The following is a 20,619-nucleotide window of genomic DNA, read 5'->3' as shown; positions in this document are numbered from 1 at the left end:
TCTTCAACAGCGATAAAGTCGCTATCCGGTGCTGCCAGCAAGCTGCTTTGCTGCGACTCCGTTAACTCCGCCCAGAAGCCATCGGTTACGAACACCAGTCGCTCACCGACGGCCAATGGGTGAAAAACAAAGTCAGGGTCCGGGGCACGATTAACCTTCAGGCATCGGGTTACCCAGTTTCGAGCCGGATCTTGCGCCAGCTCATGGTGCGAACGGTCTCGTCTCCAATTGGCCTTGCAGTGGGGCGGCGTAATCCACTCGATCGTGCCTGCCGGTGTCACTACACCACACGAACAGTCACCCTCATACGCAAGCGTGAGCTTCCCATGAGCAGCGAAACCGATCAGGTAACACGTGGTCCCTGTCTGGTTCGCAAACAAAGCGGGGTGAAGCTCGGCCAGCACTGAACTAAGTACTTGCTCAACTGCTCCGTGCCCAGTGATATCTCCCCCCTGATCTATGTGTTTCGGGTAGGCCGCTAAAACACCTTTTACGAAGCATTCAGCCAGTTGGCCGCTGCCGGGCTTCGACGTACCGTCCGTGATGACGAACAGCCCTCTGTCGCCGTCGCAGAGAGCTCCAGCACAGTCATGATTGGCTTTCCTAGTCCGCCCTATTACTGATCTGGTGTCGTATCTCATGCGTTGCCCAGGTCCTTCATGCGCATGTGAATGATTCGCCCTCTTCCCGGATTAGCCTGCACCGAGCCCGAGCTTTCAATCACGTAGTCGATACCACTGAGCACCGTGAGTTCTCGAATTCCAGTCGTGATGAATTCCTTGAGCTCAGACTCGGCTTCGCGAACCTCCTCCAAAAGCTCTGTACGACCATCAATCAAGATGATGATGTCTTCGACGTCTTTGTGGTAGGGGTCGCCCTCACCGCGACCGCTAAAGGCCTCTAGTTTCGTCGCAAGAAAGTAAGTCGGTTTAAATATCTGAATTACGTTACCGCTGGGCAACGTAAATTTATCAGCCCTCGCCAGCCCCTCCACGAACCAACGGTTGGCATATCCGAGAACAGCGGGGTCAGAAGGCATCACGTCAACGACGACGTCGTTGAAGCGGAAACGACAGTTGACCTCATCCTCACCGGTGATCTTGAAGTTCTTAGCCGCCAGCCGTTCTGTGAGGTGTTGCCAGGCGCTAATGCCTGCCAGCTCGATCACCAAATCAACATCATCGGTGAAACGAATGTCGTCCAGCACAGCAGCATCAGTGACCAACATGGCTGTGGTGCAACCGCCGACAAAGGCAACCTCAGCGAGAAACGCCTCACCCAAGCCATCTGCAACAAATTCTATGAGCTCATAGTTGTGATCAGCGTTTGATGACATGTTATTTCAGCCCCATCCCTGCTTTTAGAATGTTAACCGCCACACCACACTCTCGTGGGCCACCAAGACGGATCGCATCAACAAGCGCAAGATAATGATAAAGGGTTCTGTCCCTCTTCACCGCTTCCGGCACCGTCTTGTAGAGCGGCACTATCGCCTGACCACGCTCAGTTCCGAGTGCATCAGGCCAAACCGGAATCAACCCGCCAGCGCTCTTGATGCTTTTGGACAGCGCTGGCGCTGCGAAGCCTGTTGGAATACCGCGAACCATCGCGCCCGGCCTCACGGGAAAAAAGTATTTCAGAGCGTGCTCGGTGATTTTCAGCAGCTCTCGCCGATTAACTTTCGGAAGCCCGGTGTCGTAGTCATTGGTGAGCATTCCGGACTCACGACACCTTGCTATAGAGTTTGAAACCTCGCTTTTGCTTAGCCCAAGAGACGCAGACAACGCACGCAACGAGTAACCTTCACTCCAACTCGCCAGCGGCGGAGAAGATACAGGCTCCGACCACCCTTCCCACCCATCCTCATAGCCCAACGGTGAGTCGAACTCCTGGCGGTGGAATACAGTTTCTTCACCATCAGCGGGGTAGATGACTAGCGGCTGCCCCACTCGCCCCCCTGCCGTCATTCGATTTATCTGCTGGGGCTTCAACAATTCCTCAACCATGTTCGAATTCGACTCAGATTCCATCGTCCCCAAAAGATTTTCTTCTTGGGCATGCAGGCTGGCCATCTTGAACAAAAGCAAAATATCTTGACTCTTCATGAGGCTAGAAACTCCAAGTGTCCACATTCCATAAAACGTGGACACTTGTCTCATTGGAAATATCGAGCCGTCAAGCCCTTACGATATTTATCAGGTTTCACTGGGAAGCCTGCAGATCGTCTGCCAATTCGCGAACAGGTGGGATAGTGACAACTCCGTTTTCATTGATCTGCTCAACAATGCAAAAATCCAGCGACTAATAAAATCGCTCGTCACGTTTAGTTTCGTTTACTTAAGGTGTCGCAATATCGGATGACGCCCGCAGACCTTGTAGGCAAACTCCGAATCTCGCGTTTGGGCACTTTGCCGCCTTGTTGCGCTTTTCTTCGACGGGATACTCTCCGGACGTCGCTGACCATTCAGCGATCGGGCTTGGAAACCCGACGAGCGAATAGCAACAACGTGCCCAACATGACCGCAGACGTTTACGGCTGCAATCCTGTGTCATGGCGGCTGTGCGTGGGACGTCTTCGGACGTGCCGGTTTCCTAAGCTCCCGGTTTTCCAACCTGCGCACAGCTGCCACCCATTCGCTTGGAAACGAACGCGGCGGCTCCTCAAGTTTAGGAGTTACACCATGAGCAAAACAGATTCGCCCGCCCCCTCAGAACTGAAAACCATCGGCCTCACCCCCTTCATCTACTGCTCAAATCAGGCGCTGTTCCGTGTCAGTCGAGATGTTCCCCTCGGTGATGCGCTAGCCATGGCCTCTGATTTTCTGTTCCTTGCCAAGGAGCTGACTAAAGATGCTGCCTACGCCCGAGACACCGACCGACACGCCTGGGCCGCGCATTATCTGACGGCAATGAGTAAGGCAGTGATAGATGATGTGGTGAAGGTGCTGACGCCGCCACCTGCTCGGACAAAGGCCGAATCTAAAAAATAGCGGCCTGAGCGCAATTAAAGGCACCGAGACACCAGACATAAAAAAACCCCCGCTACCACACTGGCAACGGGGGCTTTTTGATGGGGTGGGGCTTACATCTCCACCTGAGTCCCCAACTCAATCACCCGGTTCAGCGGCAGATTGAAGAAGCGCAAATTACCGTTGGCGTTCTGCAACATGAAGGCGAACAGCGCCTCACGCCAGCGTGCCATGCCTTCAAGCTTGGAAGCGATGACCGTCTCGCGGCTCAGGAAGTAGGTGGTGCGCATCGGGCTGAAGTCCAGATCATCGAGATGACACAGCTTCAACGCTTGCGGCACATCCGGCTCGTCGACGAAGCCAAAGTGCAGGATCACCCGGAAGAAACCTTCGCCGTGGGATTCAACCTCGAAACGCCGTTGCGCAGGCACCCGCGGGATGTCTTCGTACACCACCGTCAGCAACACCACTTGGTCGTGCAGCACCTGGTTATGCAGCAGGTTGTGCAACAGCGCATGAGGCACGGCATCCGGCCGCGCGGTCAGGAATACGGCGGTGCCCTGGACGCGATGCGGCGGTTGCACGCGAATACTGCCGATGAAGATCGGTAGCGGTAATCCACCTTCGTCGAGACGATCGACCAGCAGTTGCTTGCCGCGCTTCCAGGTGGTCATCAGCACAAACAGCACGATACCGGCAATCACCGGGAACGCCCCGCCCTGAATGATTTTCGGCACGTTGGCAGCGAAGTACAGACCGTCCACCAACAGGAAACCGAGCAACAGCGGAACCGCGAGGACCGGAGGCCATTTCCACAGCAGCAATATCACCGCCGACACCAGGATGGTGGTCATCAGCATCGTGCCCGTCACGGCCACACCGTAGGCCGAGGCCAGGGCACCGGAGGATTCGAAGCCCAGCACCAACAGGATTACGCCGACCATCAGCGCCCAGTTCACCGCGCCAATGTAGATCTGGCCTTGTTCGGCGCTGGAGGTGTGCCGAATGTGCATGCGCGGAATGTAGCCGAGCTGAATCGCCTGACGCGTCAGGGAGAACGCACCGGAAATCACCGCCTGGGAGGCAATCACGGTGGCCATTGTCGACAAGCCGACCAATGGAATCAGCGCCCAGCTCGGTGCCAACAGGTAGAACGGGTTACGAGCGGCTTCCGGATCACCGAGCAGCAGCGCACCCTGGCCGAAGTAGTTCAGCACCAGCGCCGGCAGCACCAGAATGAACCATGCACGGGCAATCGGCTTGCGACCGAAGTGACCCATGTCGGCGTACAGCGCTTCGGCACCGGTCAGTGCGAGGACCACGGCGCCGAGAATAGTCACACCCATACCTGGATGCGCGACAAAGAAACGCACGCCCCACACCGGGTTCATCGCTTGCAACACTTCCGGGTGCTGCATGATGCCGTAGACACCCAACGCCCCCAGCACCACGAACCAGGTGACCATGATCGGCCCGAACAGAATGCCGATCCGCGCGGTGCCGTGACTCTGAATCAGGAACAGCGCCACCAGCACGATCAACGACAGCGGCACCACCCAATGGTCGATGCCCTCGAATGCCAGCCCCAGGCCTTCAATGGCCGAGAGAACGGAAATCGCCGGCGTGATCATGCTGTCGCCGTAAAACAGCGCCGCACCAATCAGCCCGCAGACCACCAGCAACCCCCTCAACTTGGGATGCCCCGCCGCAGCCCGCCGAGCCAGTGCAGTCAAGGCCATGATTCCGCCTTCGCCCTGGTTGTCGGCGCGCAGTACGAACATCATGTACTTGATCGACACAACCCAGATCAGCGACCAGAAGATCAGCGCCAGAATCCCCAGCACCCCGTCATGATTGACGGGCACGCCATAGCCACCGGAAAACACTTCTTTGAGGGTGTACAGCGGGCTCGTGCCGATATCGCCATAAACTACCCCGACCGCCGCGACCAGCATGCCGATCGGCTTCGCTGCCGAATGCTCGGCGCCTGCCGCCTGACTACTTGCCTGACCCATCCACCACTCCTACTACCCAGACCGGACTTCTTTGGAAGAAGCACTATGCTTTGCCGTGCAGCATGCGCTGTTTTACTTATGGTTACAGACGTTTTGTTGACTGTAAAAATTCGGTAAAGCGTAACGGCGCGAAGCATAGCGCAGCACTCGTCGTATTTCCCTGCATAAAGCTGGTCAAGTGCGCCTCCCATCGCTAGAATTGCGCACTTTTTGATCAGAGGCGTGCCAAACGCCCGTCTGTCGCCTTGCCGTCTTCGGCTGGAGGCGTCACAAATACCGAGGTTAGACATGTCCACCACTCCTGCGCCGGCCAATCCAAAGGTTGGCTTCGTATCCCTGGGTTGCCCCAAAGCACTGGTCGACTCCGAGCGCATCCTTACCCAGCTGCGTATGGAAGGCTATGACGTTGTGTCCACTTATCAGGACGCCGACGTCGTGGTGGTCAACACCTGCGGCTTCATCGACTCGGCCAAGGCTGAATCTTTGGAAGTGATCGGCGAAGCCATCAAGGAAAACGGCAAGGTCATCGTGACCGGCTGCATGGGTGTCGAAGAAGGCAACATTCGTAACGTGCACCCAAGCGTGCTGGCCGTGACCGGTCCGCAGCAGTACGAGCAAGTGGTCAACGCCGTGCACGACGCCGTGCCGCCGCGTCAGGATCACAACCCGCTGATCGACCTGGTGCCGCCGCAAGGGATCAAACTGACCCCGCGCCACTACGCCTACCTGAAGATTTCCGAAGGCTGCAACCACAGCTGCAGCTTCTGCATCATCCCGTCGATGCGCGGCAAACTGGTCAGCCGCCCGGTCGGTGACGTACTCGACGAAGCTCAGCGCCTGGTCAAGGCCGGCGTCAAAGAGCTGTTGGTGATCTCCCAGGACACCAGCGCCTACGGCGTCGACGTGAAATATCGCACCGGTTTCTGGAACGGCGCGCCGGTGAAAACCCGCATGACCGAACTCTGCGAAGCCCTGAGCACCCTCGGCGTCTGGGTGCGTCTGCACTATGTTTACCCGTACCCACACGTCGACGAGCTGATTCCGCTGATGGCCGCCGGGAAAATCCTGCCGTACCTGGACATCCCGTTCCAGCACGCCAGCCCGAAAGTCCTGAAAGCCATGAAACGCCCGGCCTTCGAAGACAAGACCCTGGCCCGAATCAAGAACTGGCGCGAAATCTGTCCGGACCTGATCATCCGTTCGACCTTCATCGTCGGCTTCCCCGGCGAAACCGAAGAAGACTTCCAGTACCTGCTGAACTGGCTGACCGAAGCCCAGCTCGACCGCGTCGGCTGCTTCCAGTACTCGCCGGTTGATGGCGCACCCGCCAATGACCTGGACCTGGACATCGTTCCGGACGACGTCAAACAAGACCGCTGGGATCGCTTCATGGCGCACCAGCAAGCCATCAGTTCGGCTCGTCTGCAAATGCGCGTTGGCCGTGAAATCGAAGTGCTGGTGGACGAAGTCGACGAGCAAGGCGCAGTCGGCCGATGCTTCTTCGATGCCCCGGAAATCGACGGCAACGTGTTCATCGACAACGGCAGCAACCTGAAACCAGGCGATAAAGTCTGGTGCAAAGTGACCGACGCCGACGAATACGACCTGTGGGCTGAACAGATCTAAACGCAAAAAATACGAAAAGCCCCGCTCTCTTGACGAGATGCGGGGCTTTTTTACGTCTATCGTTTTGTGAAGAAAGGATTCTCGACATTCACAGAAACGGCTATTAAAAAAAGGAGCAGCCGGCCATGCGCCAACATTCGGTCATCCACACGCCGAAACAGAGCGACTACGAAGAACTCACTCAGCTCTGGGAAGCCTCGGTCCGCGCCACCCATGACTTTCTGCCGGACAGCTACATCGAATTGCTGAAGAACCTGGTGCTGACCCGTTACCTCGACGCGGTGATGCTGATCTGCACCAAAGACCCGCGCCAGCGCATTACCGGGTTCGCCGGGGTCGCGGCGGGCAAGATCGAAATGCTCTTCATTGACCCGGCTCACCGTGGCCAGGGCCTGGGCAAGCAGTTGCTACGCTATGCCATGGAACACCTGAATGCCGATGAACTGGACGTCAACGAACAGAACCCGCAAGCCCTGGGTTTCTACTTCAAACAGGGCTTCGAGGTGATCGGTCGCTCCGAGCATGACGGCATGGGCCAGCCATATCCGCTGCTGCACATGCGCTTGCGCCAAAACCAGCAGCACTCGCGGCATGGCTGACGAGACTCGGGACAACTGTGGGAGCGAGCCTGCTCGTGAAAGCGGTGTGTCATTCAACAGATAAATTGACTGATCCACCGCTTTCGCGAGCAGGCTCGCTCCCACAAAAAGCTGTACAGCACAAATGGAGCCGGGATTAACCGGCGCCAGGCAGGTACAATGCCCACCCCTTTTTTGTTACGGCCCTGTCATGACTGACCCGATTCGTCTCTCCAAACGCCTCATCGAACTCGTCGGCTGTTCCCGTCGGGAGGCTGAGCTGTTCATCGAGGGCGGCTGGGTCTCCGTGGACGGCGAAGTCATCGACGAGCCGCAGTTCAAGGTCGACACGCAAAAAGTCGAGCTTGATCCAGAAGCCAAGGCCACTGCGCCGGAGCCGGTGACCCTCCTGCTGAACGTGCCTGTGGGCATGGATACGGAAACGGCCATGGCGACGATCAGCGCCGAGACCCTGAGCGAAGAACACCGCTTCAGCAAACGTCCGCTCAAGGGCCACTTCCTGCGCCTGACCGCCAGCACCGACCTGCAGGCCAATGCCAGCGGTCTGCTGGTGTTCACCCAGGACTGGAAGATCCTGCGCAAACTCACCGCCGACTCCGCCAAGATCGAGCAAGAGTATGTGGTCGAAGTTGAGGGCGAGATGGTGGCGCACGGTCTTAACCGCCTGAACCACGGCCTGACCTACAAGGGCAAGGAACTGCCGCCGGTCAAGGCCAGCTGGCAGAACGAAAACCGTCTGCGCTTTGCGATGAAGAACCCGCAACCGGGCGTGATCGCCCTGTTCTGCCAGGCCGTAGGCCTGAAGGTCGTCGCCATCCGCCGCATCCGCATTGGCGGCGTGTCCATCGGTAAAGTGCCGTTGGGGCAATGGCGCTACCTGTCCGGCAAAGAGAAGTTCTAATACTTTTCACGCCGCCACACTTTTCGGCGCCGCTGTGTATGCGGCGCCCACTGCTGAATATCAGGATTGCACACCATGATTCATAACGACGTACTGCGCAGCGTGCGCTACATGCTCGACATCAGCGACAAGAAAGTCATCGAGATCATCAAACTCGGCGGCATGAACGTGACCCTGGAAGACCTGGTGACGTACCTCGATAAGAAAGAGGAAGACGAGGAAGGCTTCGTACGCTGCCCGGACGAAGTCATGGCGCATTTCCTCGACGGCCTGGTGACCTTCAAGCGCGGCAAGGACGAAAGCCGTCCGCCGCAACCGATCGAAGTACCGGTGACCAACAACATCATCCTGAAAAAGCTGCGTGTGGCCTTCGAACTGAAAGAAGACGACATGCACGCGATTCTCAAGGCGTCCGAGTTCCCGGTGTCCAAGCCTGAGCTGAGCGCGCTGTTCCGCAAGTTCGGCCATACCAACTACCGTCCGTGCGGCGACCAGTTGCTGCGCAACTTCCTCAAGGGCCTGACCCTGCGCGTGCGCCCGCAGTAAATCGCCCACGAACCTGTAGGAGCACAGCTTGCTGGCGAAGGCGATCTCGAAAACGCCATCGCCAGCAAGCTGTGCTCCTACAGGGGCGGCGGCAGTTCAAGTCTGTATAGACCCTCATTCCTCGCAAAAATAGTGGCTCCGCTTCTGGCGGCTGACGACTAGGGTGTATTGACCCTCAGCTCTCAGGATTCGCCATGCACCCGTACTTTTCCCTGCAAGGCCGCACCGCTCTGGTGACCGGCGGCACCCGTGGTATCGGCAAAATGATCGCCAAGGCTTATGTCGAGGCTGGCGCCACTGTGTACGTCTGCGCCCGGGATGCCGAGGCCTGCCAGAAAACCGCCGAGGAGCTGAGTGCGCTCGGTCGCTGCCACGGGGTGGCGGCCAACCTGGCCACCGAAGAAGGCGTGCTGCAACTGGCTACGCGCCTAAGTGAACAGATCGATCACCTGGACATTCTGGTGAACAACGCCGGCACTACCTGGGGAGCGCCGCTGGAAAGCTACCCGATCAAGGGCTGGGAAAAGGTCATGCAGCTCAACGTGACCTCGGTGTTCAACTGCATCCAGCAGTTTTTGCCGCTGTTACGCAAGGCAGGAACTGACGCCAATCCGGCGCGGATCATTAACATCGGTTCAGTGGCCGGGATTTCGTCCTTCGGCGAACAGGCTTATGCCTACGGGCCGAGTAAAGCTGCCCTACATCAACTGTCACGGATTCTCGCGCGGGAGCTGGTGAGCCAGCACATCAACGTCAACGTCATCGCGCCGGGGCGATTTCCGAGCAAGATGACTCAGCACATCGGCAATGATGAACAGGCGCTGGCCGACGACACGGCGTTGATTCCGATGAAACGCTGGGGCAGGGAGGAAGAGATGGCGGCGCTGGCGATCAGTCTGGCGAGTACGGCTGGGGCTTACATGACCGGGAATATTATTCCTTTGGATGGTGGGTTCAGCCTCTGACCTCCTCCCAATGATCGTTCCCACGCTCTGCGTGGGAATGCCTCAATGGACGCTCTGCGTCCGCTTTGGGACGCGGAGCGTCCCGGGCTGCATTCCCACGCGGAGCGTGGGAACGATCATTGCGTGGGTTATCATGCCCGCCCCTAATCCCGCCTCGACCCCAAACCATGACTTACAGCGTTTCCCCCATCGGCTTCGTGCGCTCCTGCTTCAAGGAGAAGTTCGCCATCCCGCGCCAGCCGCAACTGGCCCCGGCCGCTCGCGGCGTGCTGGAACTGGTGGCGCCGTTCGACCAGGGTGACGCCGTGCAAGGTCTGGAGCAGGTCAGCCATGTCTGGCTGCTGTTCCTGTTTCACCAGGCCCTGGAAGAAAAACCACGCCTGAAAGTCCGCCCTCCTCGCCTTGGCGGTAACAAATCCATGGGTGTGTTCGCCACCCGCGCGACGCATCGACCTAATGGCATCGGCCAGTCAGTGGTCAAACTGGACAAGGTTGAAGCCAATCGGCTGTGGATATCCGGAATCGACCTGCTGGACGGCACGCCGATTCTCGACATCAAACCCTACGTGCCTTACGCCGACATCATCGATACGGCCTCCAACAGCATCGCCAGCGCTGCGCCGCAGCTGATTCCCGTGCAGTGGACAGATTCAGCGCTGCAACAGGCTCACGGCCATGCTCAGCGCCTTGAAGAACCGCTGGTGGAGCTGATCGAGCAATGCCTGGCACAAGACCCACGTCCGGCGTACCAGATTCCTACACCCGAACGGGAATACGGCGCACAGTTCTGGGATCTGGATGTGCGTTGGCATTACCCCGAGGCGGGTGTGATCCGCGTCCTTGAAGTTATTCCCGCCTCCAACCTGCATCGGGCATAAAAAAGCCCCCATTGCCTGCACAGGCAATGGGGGCTGATCGTTCCTACGCTCTGCGTGGGAATGCATCCAGTGACGCTCTGCGTCACCCAAACAACGTCTTACTTCTCGACGAACGCACGCTCGATCAGGTAATCACCCGGCTCGCGCATCCGCGGTGAAACTTTCAGGCCGAAGCTGTTCAACACTTCGCTGGTCTCGTCGAGCATGCTCGGGCTGCCGCACAGCATGGCGCGGTCGTCCTGCGGGTTGATCGGTGGCAGACCGATGTCGCTGAACAGCTTGCCGCTGCGCATCAGGTCGGTCAGGCGACCTTCGTTCTCGAACGGCTCACGGGTCACGGTCGGGTAGTAGATCAACTTGTCACGCAAGGCTTCGCCGAAGAACTCATTCTGCGGCAAATGCTCGGTGATGAACTCGCGGTAAGCGACTTCGTTGACGTAACGCACGCCGTGGCACAGGATCACTTTTTCGAAACGCTCGTAGGTTTCCGGGTCCTGGATGACGCTCATGAACGGCGCCAGACCGGTACCGGTGCTGAGCAGGTACAAATGTTTGCCAGGCTTCAAGTCATCCAGCACCAGCGTGCCGGTAGGCTTTTTGCTGATGATGATCTCGTCGCCTTCCTTCAGGTGCTGCAGCTGGGAAGTCAGCGGGCCATCAGGCACCTTGATGCTGAAGAACTCGAGATGCTCTTCCCAGTTCGGGCTGGCAATCGAGTAAGCGCGCATAAGCGGGCGGCCGTTGGGCTGTTGCAGGCCGATCATCACGAACTGACCGTTCTCGAAGCGCAGGCCCGGATCGCGGGTGCACTTGAAGCTGAACAGAGTGTCGTTCCAGTGATGAACACTGAGGACACGCTCGTGGTTCATGTTGCTCATGTACGTGGGACTCCTGGAGATTTTGTCTGCGCATGCTCTGCGCCTGCTCAGCGAAAAATGAGCTGCTGTGCGCAATTGCATCGCATTCTAATGGCAGCCACAATATCTGTTAACTGGATTATTAAGATAAGGGTTATCGGTTATATCGATATGCGATTTACTCTCCGTCAACTTCAAGTATTCGTCGCCGTCGCCCAGCAGGAAAGCGTATCCCGTGCCGCGGGTCTGCTCAACCTATCGCAGTCGGCGGCAAGCACCTCGATCACCGAGCTAGAACGTCAGTCCAGCTGCCAGCTGTTCGACCGCGCCGGCAAACGGCTGAGCCTCAACGCTCTCGGCAAACAGCTGTTGCCGCAAGCGGTGGCGCTGCTCGATCAGTCCAAGGAAATCGAAGACTTGCTCAATGGCAAGTCGGGATTCGGCTCTCTGGCGGTCGGCGCGACCCTGACCATCGGCAATTACCTGGCCACCTTGCTGATCGGCAGCTTCATGCAGCGCCATCCGGAAAGCCAGGTGAAGCTGCACGTGCAGAACACTGCCAACATTGTGCAGCAGGTTGCCCACTATGAAATTGATCTGGGTCTAATCGAAGGCGACTGCAGCCATCCGGACATCGAAGTGCAGAGCTGGGTCGAGGATGAGCTGGTGGTGTTCTGCGCGCCCCAGCATCCACTGGCCAAGCGCGGCACGGCGACGATGGAAGAGCTGACCCACGAAGCCTGGATTCTGCGTGAACAGGGTTCTGGCACGCGACTGACCTTTGACCAAGCCATGCGTCACCATCGCAGCTCGCTGAATATCCGACTGGAGCTCGAACACACCGAAGCGATCAAGCGTGCTGTGGAGTCCGGGTTGGGGATTGGTTGCATTTCTCGCCTGGCACTGCGCGATGCATTCCGCCGTGGCAGCCTGGTGCCCGTGGAGACGCCCGATCTGGATCTGGCGCGGCAATTCTATTTCATCTGGCACAAACAGAAATATCAGACGTCGGCGATGCGCGAATTCCTCGACCTGTGCCGCGCTTTCACTGCCGGGGTTCAGCGCAGCGACGAGATTGTGCTGCCCACCATCGCTTAAAGCAGAATCACCGCCCACACCAGCGCGATCATGCTCAACGCCACTAACTGAGCGGCGCTGCCCATGTCCTTGGCGTTCTTGGACAGCGGATGCAATTCAAGGGAAATGCGGTCGATGGCCGCTTCCACTGCCGAATTGAGCAATTCGACGATCAATGCCAGCAGACACACAGCAATCAGCAACGCCTGCTCGACGCGACTGACGTTCAGGAAGAACGACAGCGGGATCAATATGACGTTGAGCAACACCAGCTGCCGAAAGGCCGCTTCGCCGGTGAAGGCTGCGCGCAGGCCGTCCAGGGAATAACCGGAGGCGTTAAGGATGCGTTTTAGGCCGGTTTGGCCTTTGAAAGGTGACATAGAGTAGGCAACTGACCTAAAAATGAAGTGGGAAAGCTAGATGAAGCTTGGTCAAAAAAGCGTGAACGGGTAGCGCTTTAGTGGCTCGAAATTGACTCAAGTTGTTGCAGGAGCAACGCCGCCTGAGTCCGGGTCCGCACATTCAGCTTGCGAAAAATCGCTGTCACGTGGGCCTTGATCGTCGCTTCGGAAACGCTCAGCTCGTAGGCAATCTGCTTATTCAGCAAGCCCTCACAGACCATGGTCAGGACACGAAACTGCTGGGGCGTCAGGCTGGCAAGGCCTTCACTGGCTGCCTTGGCTTCGGCGGAAACGCTGACCGCCTCGAACGCCTGGGGCGGCCAGAATACATCACCCTCGAGCACCGCGCGTACGGCTTTCTGGATGACGTTCAGATCACTGGACTTGGGGATGAAGCCGCTGGCGCCGAACTCACGGGACTTCACCATAATCGAAGCTTCTTCCTGGGCCGACACCATGACCACCGGAATCTGCGGATACTGACCGCGCAGCAGCACCAACCCAGAAAAACCGTAGGCCCCCGGCATGTTGAGGTCCAGCAGCACTAAATCCCAGTCGGACTTCTCGTCCAGACGGGTTTCCAACTCGGCAATGCTCGCCACTTCCACCAGACGGACTTCGGGGCCCAGACCCAGAGTCAACGCTTGATGCAGGGCGCTACGAAAAAGAGGGTGGTCATCAGCAATCAGGATTTCGTATGTGGCCATTTTTCAAATGATCCTGTTTTTCAAACAACTCGAGGTGCAGCCACGGAGCTGCACCAACAGGGCACGTTCAACGCCAATCACGTGGCTGTTCACGTAAAGAATACGGCGTTTCAAACTTTGGCCGCGCCCTAATCGGCGCCAAGCATGCCCAGCGAAGCCGGGGTGGTCAAGGTGCATGGCCAGTACAGTTCTTTACAGTATGGGCAACAATCAGCACATGACAGCGGCGCCGTTTTGCACAAAAGGCATCAGCTCGGCGTGTGCCGGTGTTGATACGTCCATTTCAAGCTGTTGTTTGGCATCGAGGTAATGCTGGCTGAACACGTCGAAATAAGCGTCCAGCGCCGACGCTGCCTCGGTATCCCCCGCAAGATCGAGACACAACGCCGCCACCTCGGCCGTGCACAAATGCTCGCTGCGGGTCGACCTGCGCAACCGGTACCGTGACAGCTTCTCGGGCAACAGGCTCAGGATCGGAAGCCGATCAAAGTAGGGGCTTTTGCGGAAAATCTTCCGCGCTTCTGTCCAGGTGGCATCCAGCAGGATAAACAGCGGACGCTTCGAACTATCGGCATCGACGCTGTTTGTTACACGCTCGGGTTCGACGTACTCACCCGGAAACACCAGATAGGGTTGCCATTGCGGGTCGGCCAGCAGCGCCAGCAGTTGCTCATCAACCTCCGTACGCGACCAGATGAACGCATGGTTGTCGCGCACCACATCGGCGATCAGCCAACCGGTGTTGCTCGGCTTGAACACTTCCTTGTTGGTCATGATCAGGCACACGCCAGAGCGGGTCTCGACCTGCGGGCGCCAGGCGCACAGGCAGTGGCTCTCGATCACGCGGCAGGCTCGGCAACGCGGCGCCCTCCAGCCTCGGGCCTGAATCGGCTTGATACCCTCTTCCTCTCGCTCATCGCGCAAGCGGGCTACTGCGTTTGCAGCAAAGCGTGGGGTTGCAGGGTTCATCGCAGGCAACGCCGGCGGGGGAAGAAAATCGACACGAAAAACACTCGGCAAGGCAGAAAGTGGCGGCAGTTTATCAGAGCAGCCGGCGCAAGCCTGTACCGTCCAGGCCTCGTCCCCTATAATTCGCCGCCACTGAACGCACAGTCATGTGACGGGTCGAACCACCAGTCACTGAACCAGGAGAGTTTCATGCTGCGCCTTATCGTTCCCACCGCTGCCATTTTGCTGGCGTCGTCTTTCAGCGCTCAGGCTGCTTCCTTGAGTGAGCAGAATCTCAACCGAGAGCTGCGAAACGTCGCCACACAAAGCAGTGCTGGCACTCCACGGGCGATCAACGAAGACATTCTTGATCAGGGCTACACCGTCGAAGGCAACACGCTGATCAATCATCTGAGCGTACAAAGCAGCCACGCCAACAAGATGCGTGCCGACCCGAAAGCCGTGTATTTCCAGCTGGGCGCCTCTGTGTGCAACAACCCATCGTTCCGCAAACTGATGGCCAAGGGTGCGGTCATGCGTTACGACTTCACTGAGGTGAAGACCAACCGCTCAGTCGGCTCCGCCAGCTATCAGGAATCGGATTGCCCGAAAGCGGCCCCGGCCAAGAAGAAATAATTATCGGGAATTGGCGCGCCGCTGTTCATCCTCGGCGCGCAGTTCTGCCAACAGCGCCTGCAAGTAACGCGAGCGTCGGTCGGCGCCCTCCAGACGCCGGCAGCACTCCTCTTCGAGACTCAAATGATTGGTCTCGGCCGATGACTTCAGTAATCGATACAGTTGCGTATCGATCTCCAGAATGACTCTGGCCATAGCTTCCTGCCTCCTTGCACCTCGCCCTTGCTTGAGCGATAAAATCCTTGAACCGCTTGTACCGTACGCCCTGCCTTTGACGCAAAGTTGTCGTGTCATGCCTGTAATTTAGTAAATCAGACTATCGGACACGCGGACTGCGTTCAGACGAGCGGTGAAAGCACCTTGCAAATCGCCAATAAGCGGTTGCCAGGAAAGACTTTGCGGCGCAATGATCAAGTCAGCGAAAATCTCTGCGAGGGTCTAGATTCATAGTGTTCACGTTCACTTTTCAGGGCAGGAAAGGGGCTGCCCATTGCACGTCTTGTTGTGCGAATGTTTCCTTCATCCAAGGGAAAAACAGAGCCTGTATGGAAGGAGAAGTTGATGCCTTACCAACCGAATGACCTCCTGAGCCGTCATTTTGAAGAAAGCGGCCACGACCTCATCAGCAAGGTCGAAGAGCAACTCAACCTGGTTTCACCCAATAGCCCGAACATCCCGATCTACCGCGACATGATCCTGACCGTGCTACGCATGGCCCAGGAAGATCACAACCGCTGGAATGCCAAGATCACCCTGCAAGCCCTACGCGAACTGGAACATGCCTTCCGCGTGCTGGAACAGTTCAGGGGGCGCCGCAAGGTCACCGTTTTTGGCTCGGCCCGAACACCGATAGAACATCCTTTATACGGTCTGGCCCGGGAGCTTGGCGCCGCACTGGCGCGCTCAGACCTGATGGTCATCACCGGTGCCGGTGGGGGCATCATGGCGGCGGCCCACGAAGGTGCCGGCCTGGCACACAGCCTGGGATTCAATATCACCCTGCCCTTCGAGCAGCATGCCAATCCCACCGTGAATGGCACCACCAACCTGCTACCCTTCCACTTCTTCTTTACCCGCAAGCTGTTCTTCGTCAAGGAAGCCGATGCGCTGGTCCTGTGCCCTGGCGGTTTCGGTACCCTGGATGAAGCGCTGGAAGTACTGACTCTGATCCAGACCGGTAAAAGCCCGCTGGTGCCCGTGATACTGCTGGACGCTCCCGGCGGCAAGTTCTGGCAAGGCGCGTTGGACTTCATTCACCATCAACTGGAGGAAAATCGCTACATCCTGCCGACCGATATGAAGCTCGTGAGCCTGGTCTACAGCGCGGAAGAGGCTGTGGAGCAGATCAACCAGTTCTACAGCAACTTCCACTCCAGCCGCTGGCTCAAGCATCAGTTCGTGATTCGCATGAATCACAAACTAAGCGACCAGGCGCTCGAACACATGCAGGAGGCATTTGCCGACCTGTGTCTGAGCGATCATTTCCATCAACATGCCTACAGCGGTGAGGAACACGACGAACCGCAGTTCAGCCACCTGGCGCGACTGGCCTTCACCTTCAATGCCCGTGATCATGGTCGGCTGCGGGAACTGGTGGATTACATCAACCTGCCGGAAAACTGGACGCAGTCCAAACCCCAGGAGCAACAGCGCACACGGGAACCGTCCAAGGTTACGTAGGCAAAAAAAAAACGGCCCGCTATCGAAATAGCGAGCCGTTTCAGTCAATCGTCCATCCCTCGGCCGCTGAACAAGCGGCTGATCATTTCCATGGAGTATCCCCGATAACTCAGGAACCTGCCCTGCTTGGCACGTTCCCGGGCGTCTATCGGTAAATGCCCGGAAAACTTTCGCCGCCAGGTGTCCTCCAGTTGTTCCTGCCAGCTGATACCGCTCTCGCGTAAAGCGAGTTCGATGTCGGTACGTTGCAGGCCGCGCTGGCTCAACTCTTCACGGATACGCAAAGGGCCATAACCGGAACGGGCACGATAGGAAACAAAGCTTTCGAGATAACGGGACTCGGACAGCAGGCCTTCTTCCGTCAAACGGTCGAGTGCCGTGTCGATCATTTCAGGGAGGGCGCCGCGTTGACGCAGTTTACGCGTCAACTCGACTCGACCGTGCTCGCGTCGCGCGAGCAGGTCCATTGCGGTTCGCCGCACCGCGACGAGTGTATCGAGTACGGCGGTCATCGGATCAATCAGATATCAGCGTCAGCCAGGTCATCAGCAGTCTCTTTGACTGGCGATGCTTTGACGTCCGGTGCTGGAGTCAGCAGCTTGTCGCGCAGCTGCTTCTCAAGGGTCGCTGCGATTTCCGGGTTGTCCGCCAGGAATTTGGCCGAGTTGGCTTTACCCTGACCGATCTTGGTGCCGTTGTAGGCATACCAGGCACCGGACTTCTCAACGAAACCGTGCAGAACACCCAGGTCGATCATCTCACCGTTGAGGTAGATGCCCTTGCCGTAAAGAATCTGGAACTCGGCCTGACGGAACGGCGAAGCGACCTTGTTCTTCACAACCTTGACGCGGGTTTCGCTACCAACGACTTCATCACCTTCTTTCACCGCGCCGGTACGGCGGATGTCCAGACGAACCGAAGCGTAGAACTTCAGCGCGTTACCACCGGTGGTGGTTTCCGGGCTGCCGAACATCACGCCGATTTTCATACGGATCTGGTTGATGAAGATAACCAGGCAGTTGGCGTTCTTGATGTTACCGGTGATTTTACGCAGCGCCTGGGACATCAGACGGGCTTGCAGGCCCACGTGCATGTCACCCATTTCGCCTTCGATTTCAGCTTTTGGAACCAGAGCCGCCACGGAGTCGACGATGATCACGTCAACCGCGTTGGAACGCACCAGCATGTCGGTGATTTCCAGGGCCTGCTCGCCGGTATCCGGCTGCGAAACCAGCAGGTCGTCGACGTTGACGCCCAGTTTTCCGGCGTATTCAGGGTCGAGGGCGTGTTCGGCATCGACGAATGCACAGGTCGCGCCGGCTTTTTGAGCCTGGGCGATCACCGACAGTGTCAGCGTGGTTTTACCGGAGGATTCAGGACCGTAGATTTCAACGATACGGCCTTTTGGCAGACCGCCAATGCCGAGCGCGATATCCAGACCCAGAGAGCCAGTGGAGATAGCCGGGATCGCCTGACGGTCCTGATCGCCCATACGCATTACGGCACCCTTGCCGAATTGACGTTCGATCTGACCCAGGGCCGCAGCCAAGGCTTTCTTCTTGTTGTCGTCCATTAAAGTCCTCACGTAATCAATAAGGCCTGACGGCCAACACCTGTATAAGTAGCCAGTATTATTCCACAGCGTTTCAGGATCGCCTACCCCTGATTTGAGATTTCTCCAGCGGTATGGCGCAGCAGCCCCTCTAGCGCGGCCTTCACCGTTTGTCGGCGGACCTCGTCACGGTTACCGGGAAAGTGCTGCACCTCGCTGAACACCTGCTCGCCAACGCCCCAGGCCAGCCACACGGTGCCCACCGGCTTGCTCGGCGAACCGCCATCCGGCCCCGCCACACCGCTGACCGCCACGGCAAATAGCGCCCGGCTTTTTTCCTGCGCGCCTCGGACCATGGCCTCGACCACCTCGCGACTGACCGCCCCCACCGTCGAAAACAACTCGACCGGGACATTCAATTGCTCGGCTTTCTGGCGATTGGAGTAGGTGACATAACCGGCCTCGAACCATGCCGAACTCCCCGGAATCCGGGTGATCGCCTCGCTGATCCCGCCGCCGGTACAGGACTCGGCGGCGGTGACGTGGGCATTGAGAACCTGCAAGCGCCTGCCAAGTTCAGCGGCCAGTTGGGTGATTTCTTTCACGGTCATCTCCTGAGCAAGCGGAATGAGAACTACCGTACACGAGCCAATAACGCTTGCAAGGCGCAGGATCGATCAAAATGTTAGCGAGAGAGGGCTCTGATATAAGCCTGACAGGCCTGCAAGGCAATCAACCCGCGGTCGCCAGGTGTTCCGCCCGTTGCCGGCAATACAACAACACCTTTCGCTCGGTAAGACGCTGGAGTCAAACCGAAGGCTGGCATAACTCCGCCCTCGCCCGTGCCCAGAGCTGCAAACGGTTTTGCAGCCCGTTCAGACTGCCGTTGATCCGACGGGTGATGCTGTTGAACTGGCCACGGTCGGCCAGTTCGTTGAGTCCGTTTTGCTTCCAGAACCAGGCAGCTGATTCGGCTGCCCACTGCGGTTTTTCGAGTAACTCGGGTTGATTCAGAAGTCGCTCATCGCCAAATAGCGCCAAGCTGCATTGTCGGTAGTTGTTGCGACCAGTGACCTGAATTAGGCCGCGGCCGCGAAATTGTTGACCGTCGCCGTCGGGCGCTGACGTATTACCCAAATGAGCGGCCAGGGCACCGGTATCGTATTTGCTCAAATACTGCTCGTTGCCCAGTTCACGCAAATACTGCAATTGCCCGGACTCATGACCGACTTGCGCCAGGAAGGCAGCGATGCGCTTGGGAGTATTGATGCCGTAGTCAGCCATGGCGGTGTTGAGAGCGGAAATGAAAACACCCACTTGGGTGCGGGCGTTCGGCATAACGTTCTGTAGCTGTTGTCGTGTAATGGTCATGATGCCCCCTGAAACTGGCGAGAGTCCTTCTGCCATTTGTAGGTAGCAGCGTGCGAACAACACGTTGCTGTAGATAAAGCTAATTGAATAACGTTAATTAACTCAAACCAATTTACTTCCTTAGTTGAATCAGGCTTTCACCGGACAATAAAACCTGCTGTCGGCGGGTTTTAGTGAAAGTTACTCCCCATGAAAAACCCGCATCCTTGCGGGTCGGATGCCGGTCGGCACCGCTGCTCGCCATTCCATTGGACTTTGTGTTCAGTGATCCTGGCGGGTATCTCGCGGGGGCACTTCGCAAACGCCAATCCGCTTGGCCGCCCAGCGCTCATAAAGGCCGATGGCGACGTCCGCCCCCGCCATCGCCGTAAGGCAACCGAACGCGCAAGCCGTCCAGATCGACACGCCGGCGGCATACAGCAGCATGATTGCCGAGACCCCGCAGACCATGCAGGCCCCGGACCGCAAGGCCAGACGCCGCAGCAATGACCAGCCGCGAGCGCCCTCCTTGTCCGCGCGCCACATTTCGCCGGACACCCCACCCACCAGGGCCAGGACGATGACCAGCCAGATCGGCACGTCCAGCAACGCTTGTTGCTCGTTTGTCATGTCACGCCTCCTGGGGATGATTGATGAGTGATGTGTGTGTGTCTTTCAAACGGTGTCTCTTGAGGTGCCTGACGGTAGGTAGGCATTCCAAAAAGCCCGGCGTGCCGGGCTTTTCAGTAATGCGGTCCTTCGCGTTGACCTTTCGGCGCTACTGGCGCGGTACGGATCGATTCAAATTGTTTTTCCGACCGCGGTCCCTGCCCGCCGGATAACTGTTTGTGGTGCTTTACGCTGCACACCCGGGTCAGTTGCCAACCCTCTGAACCGTTTAGGCCGGTTCAT

General features: G+C 57.8%; 23 protein-coding genes. 10 read left to right on the top strand and 13 right to left on the bottom strand.

The genetic code is table 11. From position 1 onward, the window contains the following. Positions 1 to 637: 637 nt before the first annotated feature. Together ACYZT5_RS31090 and ACYZT5_RS31085 are read right to left on the bottom strand one after the other, a co-directional pair. Positions 638 to 1,336, bottom strand: a complete 699-nt coding sequence (locus ACYZT5_RS31090; RefSeq protein ID WP_462048715.1) for a hypothetical protein — start codon at positions 1,334 to 1,336, stop codon at positions 638 to 640. A gap of 1 nt (position 1,337) precedes the next feature. Beyond that, positions 1,338 to 2,105 carry a MarR family transcriptional regulator gene (locus ACYZT5_RS31085; RefSeq protein ID WP_462048714.1) on the bottom strand — a complete coding sequence of 256 codons (768 nt, stop codon included), beginning with the start codon at positions 2,103 to 2,105 and terminating at the stop codon, positions 1,338 to 1,340. A 576-nt stretch (positions 2,106 to 2,681) separates the two neighbouring features. On the opposite strand from ACYZT5_RS31085, the gene ACYZT5_RS31080 reads away from it, so the two are divergent. Beyond that, positions 2,682 to 2,990: a DUF3077 domain-containing protein gene (locus ACYZT5_RS31080; protein WP_462048712.1), complete on the top strand. Its 309-nt coding sequence runs from the start codon at positions 2,682 to 2,684 to the stop codon at positions 2,988 to 2,990. Between the two features lie 92 nt (positions 2,991 to 3,082). Here ACYZT5_RS31080 and ACYZT5_RS31075 read toward each other — a convergent pair whose 3' ends face one another. Then, complete coding sequence (locus ACYZT5_RS31075) at positions 3,083 to 4,984, bottom strand: potassium transporter Kup (protein WP_462048711.1); 1,902 nt, start codon at positions 4,982 to 4,984, stop codon at positions 3,083 to 3,085. A 288-nt stretch (positions 4,985 to 5,272) separates the two neighbouring features. Between ACYZT5_RS31075 and rimO the strand changes: the two genes are divergently transcribed. From rimO to tsaA, 6 genes are all read left to right on the top strand, one after another. Further along, complete coding sequence (rimO, locus tag ACYZT5_RS31070) at positions 5,273 to 6,610, top strand: 30S ribosomal protein S12 methylthiotransferase RimO (RefSeq protein WP_462048710.1); 1,338 nt, start codon at positions 5,273 to 5,275, stop codon at positions 6,608 to 6,610. Positions 6,611 to 6,735: 125 nt separating this feature from the next. Beyond that, the gene (locus ACYZT5_RS31065; protein ID WP_462048709.1) at positions 6,736 to 7,209 is read left to right on the top strand and encodes a GNAT family N-acetyltransferase; all 474 of its coding nucleotides are present in this window, start codon (positions 6,736 to 6,738) and stop codon (positions 7,207 to 7,209) included. Positions 7,210 to 7,399: 190 nt separating this feature from the next. Then, on the top strand, positions 7,400 to 8,110 hold the full coding sequence (locus ACYZT5_RS31060; RefSeq protein WP_462048708.1) for an rRNA pseudouridine synthase: 711 nt from the start codon (positions 7,400 to 7,402) through the stop codon (positions 8,108 to 8,110). A gap of 75 nt (positions 8,111 to 8,185) precedes the next feature. Further along, positions 8,186 to 8,656, top strand: coding sequence for a YehS family protein (locus ACYZT5_RS31055; RefSeq protein WP_282482044.1), 471 nt, complete (start codon positions 8,186 to 8,188; stop codon positions 8,654 to 8,656). 194 nt (positions 8,657 to 8,850) lie between these two features. Beyond that, positions 8,851 to 9,621: an SDR family oxidoreductase gene (locus tag ACYZT5_RS31050; RefSeq protein WP_462048707.1), complete on the top strand. Its 771-nt coding sequence runs from the start codon at positions 8,851 to 8,853 to the stop codon at positions 9,619 to 9,621. A 167-nt stretch (positions 9,622 to 9,788) separates the two neighbouring features. Next, positions 9,789 to 10,499 (top strand): tRNA (N6-threonylcarbamoyladenosine(37)-N6)-methyltransferase TrmO, encoded by a 711-nt coding sequence (gene tsaA, locus ACYZT5_RS31045; protein WP_462048706.1) that lies wholly within the window; start codon positions 9,789 to 9,791, stop codon positions 10,497 to 10,499. Between the two features lie 98 nt (positions 10,500 to 10,597). Here tsaA and fpr read toward each other — a convergent pair whose 3' ends face one another. Next, positions 10,598 to 11,377 carry a ferredoxin-NADP reductase gene (gene fpr / locus ACYZT5_RS31040; RefSeq protein ID WP_003443014.1) on the bottom strand — a complete coding sequence of 260 codons (780 nt, stop codon included), beginning with the start codon at positions 11,375 to 11,377 and terminating at the stop codon, positions 10,598 to 10,600. A gap of 150 nt (positions 11,378 to 11,527) precedes the next feature. Here fpr and ACYZT5_RS31035 point away from each other — a divergent pair, with 150 nt between their 5' ends. Then, positions 11,528 to 12,454 carry a LysR family transcriptional regulator gene (locus tag ACYZT5_RS31035; protein ID WP_008153977.1) on the top strand — a complete coding sequence of 309 codons (927 nt, stop codon included), beginning with the start codon at positions 11,528 to 11,530 and terminating at the stop codon, positions 12,452 to 12,454. On the opposite strand, the gene ACYZT5_RS31030 is transcribed toward ACYZT5_RS31035, so the two are convergent. From ACYZT5_RS31030 to ACYZT5_RS31020, 3 genes are all read right to left on the bottom strand, one after another. Further along, on the bottom strand, positions 12,451 to 12,813 hold the full coding sequence (locus ACYZT5_RS31030; RefSeq protein ID WP_008153979.1) for a diacylglycerol kinase: 363 nt from the start codon (positions 12,811 to 12,813) through the stop codon (positions 12,451 to 12,453). The two genes, ACYZT5_RS31035 and ACYZT5_RS31030, sit on opposite strands and share 4 nt — an antisense overlap. A 77-nt stretch (positions 12,814 to 12,890) precedes the next feature. Then, positions 12,891 to 13,541 (bottom strand): response regulator transcription factor ErdR, encoded by a 651-nt coding sequence (erdR, locus tag ACYZT5_RS31025; protein ID WP_462048705.1) that lies wholly within the window; start codon positions 13,539 to 13,541, stop codon positions 12,891 to 12,893. Between the two features lie 210 nt (positions 13,542 to 13,751). Continuing rightward, positions 13,752 to 14,510 (bottom strand): tRNA-uridine aminocarboxypropyltransferase, encoded by a 759-nt coding sequence (locus ACYZT5_RS31020; RefSeq protein WP_462048704.1) that lies wholly within the window; start codon positions 14,508 to 14,510, stop codon positions 13,752 to 13,754. A 189-nt stretch (positions 14,511 to 14,699) separates the two neighbouring features. Between ACYZT5_RS31020 and ACYZT5_RS31015 the strand changes: the two genes are divergently transcribed. Next, entirely contained in the window at positions 14,700 to 15,125 is a 426-nt protein-coding gene (locus ACYZT5_RS31015) for a PA3611 family quorum-sensing-regulated virulence factor (protein WP_462038734.1), read from the top strand. Here the strand turns inward: ACYZT5_RS31015 and ACYZT5_RS31010 are convergent, their stop codons facing one another. Further along, positions 15,126 to 15,320: a hypothetical protein gene (locus tag ACYZT5_RS31010; RefSeq protein WP_462033696.1), complete on the bottom strand. Its 195-nt coding sequence runs from the start codon at positions 15,318 to 15,320 to the stop codon at positions 15,126 to 15,128. A 366-nt stretch (positions 15,321 to 15,686) separates the two neighbouring features. Here ACYZT5_RS31010 and ACYZT5_RS31005 point away from each other — a divergent pair, with 366 nt between their 5' ends. After that, positions 15,687 to 16,805, top strand: a complete 1,119-nt coding sequence (locus ACYZT5_RS31005; protein WP_462048703.1) for an LOG family protein — start codon at positions 15,687 to 15,689, stop codon at positions 16,803 to 16,805. A 44-nt stretch (positions 16,806 to 16,849) separates the two neighbouring features. Here ACYZT5_RS31005 and recX read toward each other — a convergent pair whose 3' ends face one another. The 5 genes from recX to ACYZT5_RS30980 form a co-directional block, all read right to left on the bottom strand. Then, positions 16,850 to 17,317, bottom strand: coding sequence for a recombination regulator RecX (gene recX / locus ACYZT5_RS31000; RefSeq protein ID WP_462048702.1), 468 nt, complete (start codon positions 17,315 to 17,317; stop codon positions 16,850 to 16,852). A gap of 8 nt (positions 17,318 to 17,325) precedes the next feature. Then, positions 17,326 to 18,378, bottom strand: a complete 1,053-nt coding sequence (gene recA / locus ACYZT5_RS30995; RefSeq protein WP_007947175.1) for a recombinase RecA — start codon at positions 18,376 to 18,378, stop codon at positions 17,326 to 17,328. Positions 18,379 to 18,461: 83 nt separating this feature from the next. Then, complete coding sequence (locus tag ACYZT5_RS30990; protein WP_462048701.1) at positions 18,462 to 18,962, bottom strand: CinA family protein; 501 nt, start codon at positions 18,960 to 18,962, stop codon at positions 18,462 to 18,464. Positions 18,963 to 19,164: 202 nt separating this feature from the next. After that, the gene (locus tag ACYZT5_RS30985; RefSeq protein WP_462048700.1) at positions 19,165 to 19,728 is read right to left on the bottom strand and encodes a glycoside hydrolase family 19 protein; all 564 of its coding nucleotides are present in this window, start codon (positions 19,726 to 19,728) and stop codon (positions 19,165 to 19,167) included. Positions 19,729 to 19,989: 261 nt separating this feature from the next. Then, a complete protein-coding gene (locus ACYZT5_RS30980; protein WP_462048699.1) occupies positions 19,990 to 20,337 on the bottom strand; it encodes a phage holin family protein in 348 nt (115 codons plus the stop codon). Positions 20,338 to 20,619: the final 282 nt, after the last annotated feature.

The sequence above is a fragment of the Pseudomonas sp. LB3P14 genome (assembly GCF_054898045.1).
The sequence above is the reverse complement of the archived record's forward strand: the minus strand, read 5'-3'. Positions and strand labels throughout refer to the sequence as shown.

Excerpts from the sequence above, each read along its gene's own strand:
- rimO (WP_462048710.1), top strand. The coding sequence starts at position 5,273 with ATGTCCACCACTCCTGCGCCGGCCAATCCAAAGGTTGGCTTCGTATCC.
- ACYZT5_RS31005 (WP_462048703.1), top strand. The coding sequence starts at position 15,687 with ATGCCTTACCAACCGAATGACCTCCTGAGCCGTCATTTTGAAGAAAGC.
- recA (WP_007947175.1), bottom strand. The coding sequence starts at position 18,378 with ATGGACGACAACAAGAAGAAAGCCTTGGCTGCGGCCCTGGGTCAGATC.
- ACYZT5_RS31080 (WP_462048712.1), top strand. The coding sequence starts at position 2,682 with ATGAGCAAAACAGATTCGCCCGCCCCCTCAGAACTGAAAACCATCGGC.
- ACYZT5_RS31035 (WP_008153977.1), top strand. The coding sequence starts at position 11,528 with ATGCGATTTACTCTCCGTCAACTTCAAGTATTCGTCGCCGTCGCCCAG.
- ACYZT5_RS31030 (WP_008153979.1), bottom strand. The coding sequence starts at position 12,813 with ATGTCACCTTTCAAAGGCCAAACCGGCCTAAAACGCATCCTTAACGCC.
- tsaA (WP_462048706.1), top strand. The coding sequence starts at position 9,789 with ATGACTTACAGCGTTTCCCCCATCGGCTTCGTGCGCTCCTGCTTCAAG.
- ACYZT5_RS31020 (WP_462048704.1), bottom strand. The coding sequence starts at position 14,510 with ATGAACCCTGCAACCCCACGCTTTGCTGCAAACGCAGTAGCCCGCTTG.
- ACYZT5_RS31090 (WP_462048715.1), bottom strand. The coding sequence starts at position 1,336 with ATGTCATCAAACGCTGATCACAACTATGAGCTCATAGAATTTGTTGCA.
- fpr (WP_003443014.1), bottom strand. The coding sequence starts at position 11,377 with ATGAGCAACATGAACCACGAGCGTGTCCTCAGTGTTCATCACTGGAAC.
- ACYZT5_RS31015 (WP_462038734.1), top strand. The coding sequence starts at position 14,700 with ATGCTGCGCCTTATCGTTCCCACCGCTGCCATTTTGCTGGCGTCGTCT.
- ACYZT5_RS30980 (WP_462048699.1), bottom strand. The coding sequence starts at position 20,337 with ATGACAAACGAGCAACAAGCGTTGCTGGACGTGCCGATCTGGCTGGTC.
- ACYZT5_RS31055 (WP_282482044.1), top strand. The coding sequence starts at position 8,186 with ATGATTCATAACGACGTACTGCGCAGCGTGCGCTACATGCTCGACATC.
- erdR (WP_462048705.1), bottom strand. The coding sequence starts at position 13,541 with ATGGCCACATACGAAATCCTGATTGCTGATGACCACCCTCTTTTTCGT.
- ACYZT5_RS31010 (WP_462033696.1), bottom strand. The coding sequence starts at position 15,320 with ATGGCCAGAGTCATTCTGGAGATCGATACGCAACTGTATCGATTACTG.
- ACYZT5_RS30985 (WP_462048700.1), bottom strand. The coding sequence starts at position 19,728 with ATGACCATTACACGACAACAGCTACAGAACGTTATGCCGAACGCCCGC.
- ACYZT5_RS31075 (WP_462048711.1), bottom strand. The coding sequence starts at position 4,984 with ATGGGTCAGGCAAGTAGTCAGGCGGCAGGCGCCGAGCATTCGGCAGCG.
- ACYZT5_RS31060 (WP_462048708.1), top strand. The coding sequence starts at position 7,400 with ATGACTGACCCGATTCGTCTCTCCAAACGCCTCATCGAACTCGTCGGC.
- ACYZT5_RS31065 (WP_462048709.1), top strand. The coding sequence starts at position 6,736 with ATGCGCCAACATTCGGTCATCCACACGCCGAAACAGAGCGACTACGAA.
- ACYZT5_RS31085 (WP_462048714.1), bottom strand. The coding sequence starts at position 2,105 with ATGAAGAGTCAAGATATTTTGCTTTTGTTCAAGATGGCCAGCCTGCAT.
- ACYZT5_RS31050 (WP_462048707.1), top strand. The coding sequence starts at position 8,851 with ATGCACCCGTACTTTTCCCTGCAAGGCCGCACCGCTCTGGTGACCGGC.
- recX (WP_462048702.1), bottom strand. The coding sequence starts at position 17,317 with ATGACCGCCGTACTCGATACACTCGTCGCGGTGCGGCGAACCGCAATG.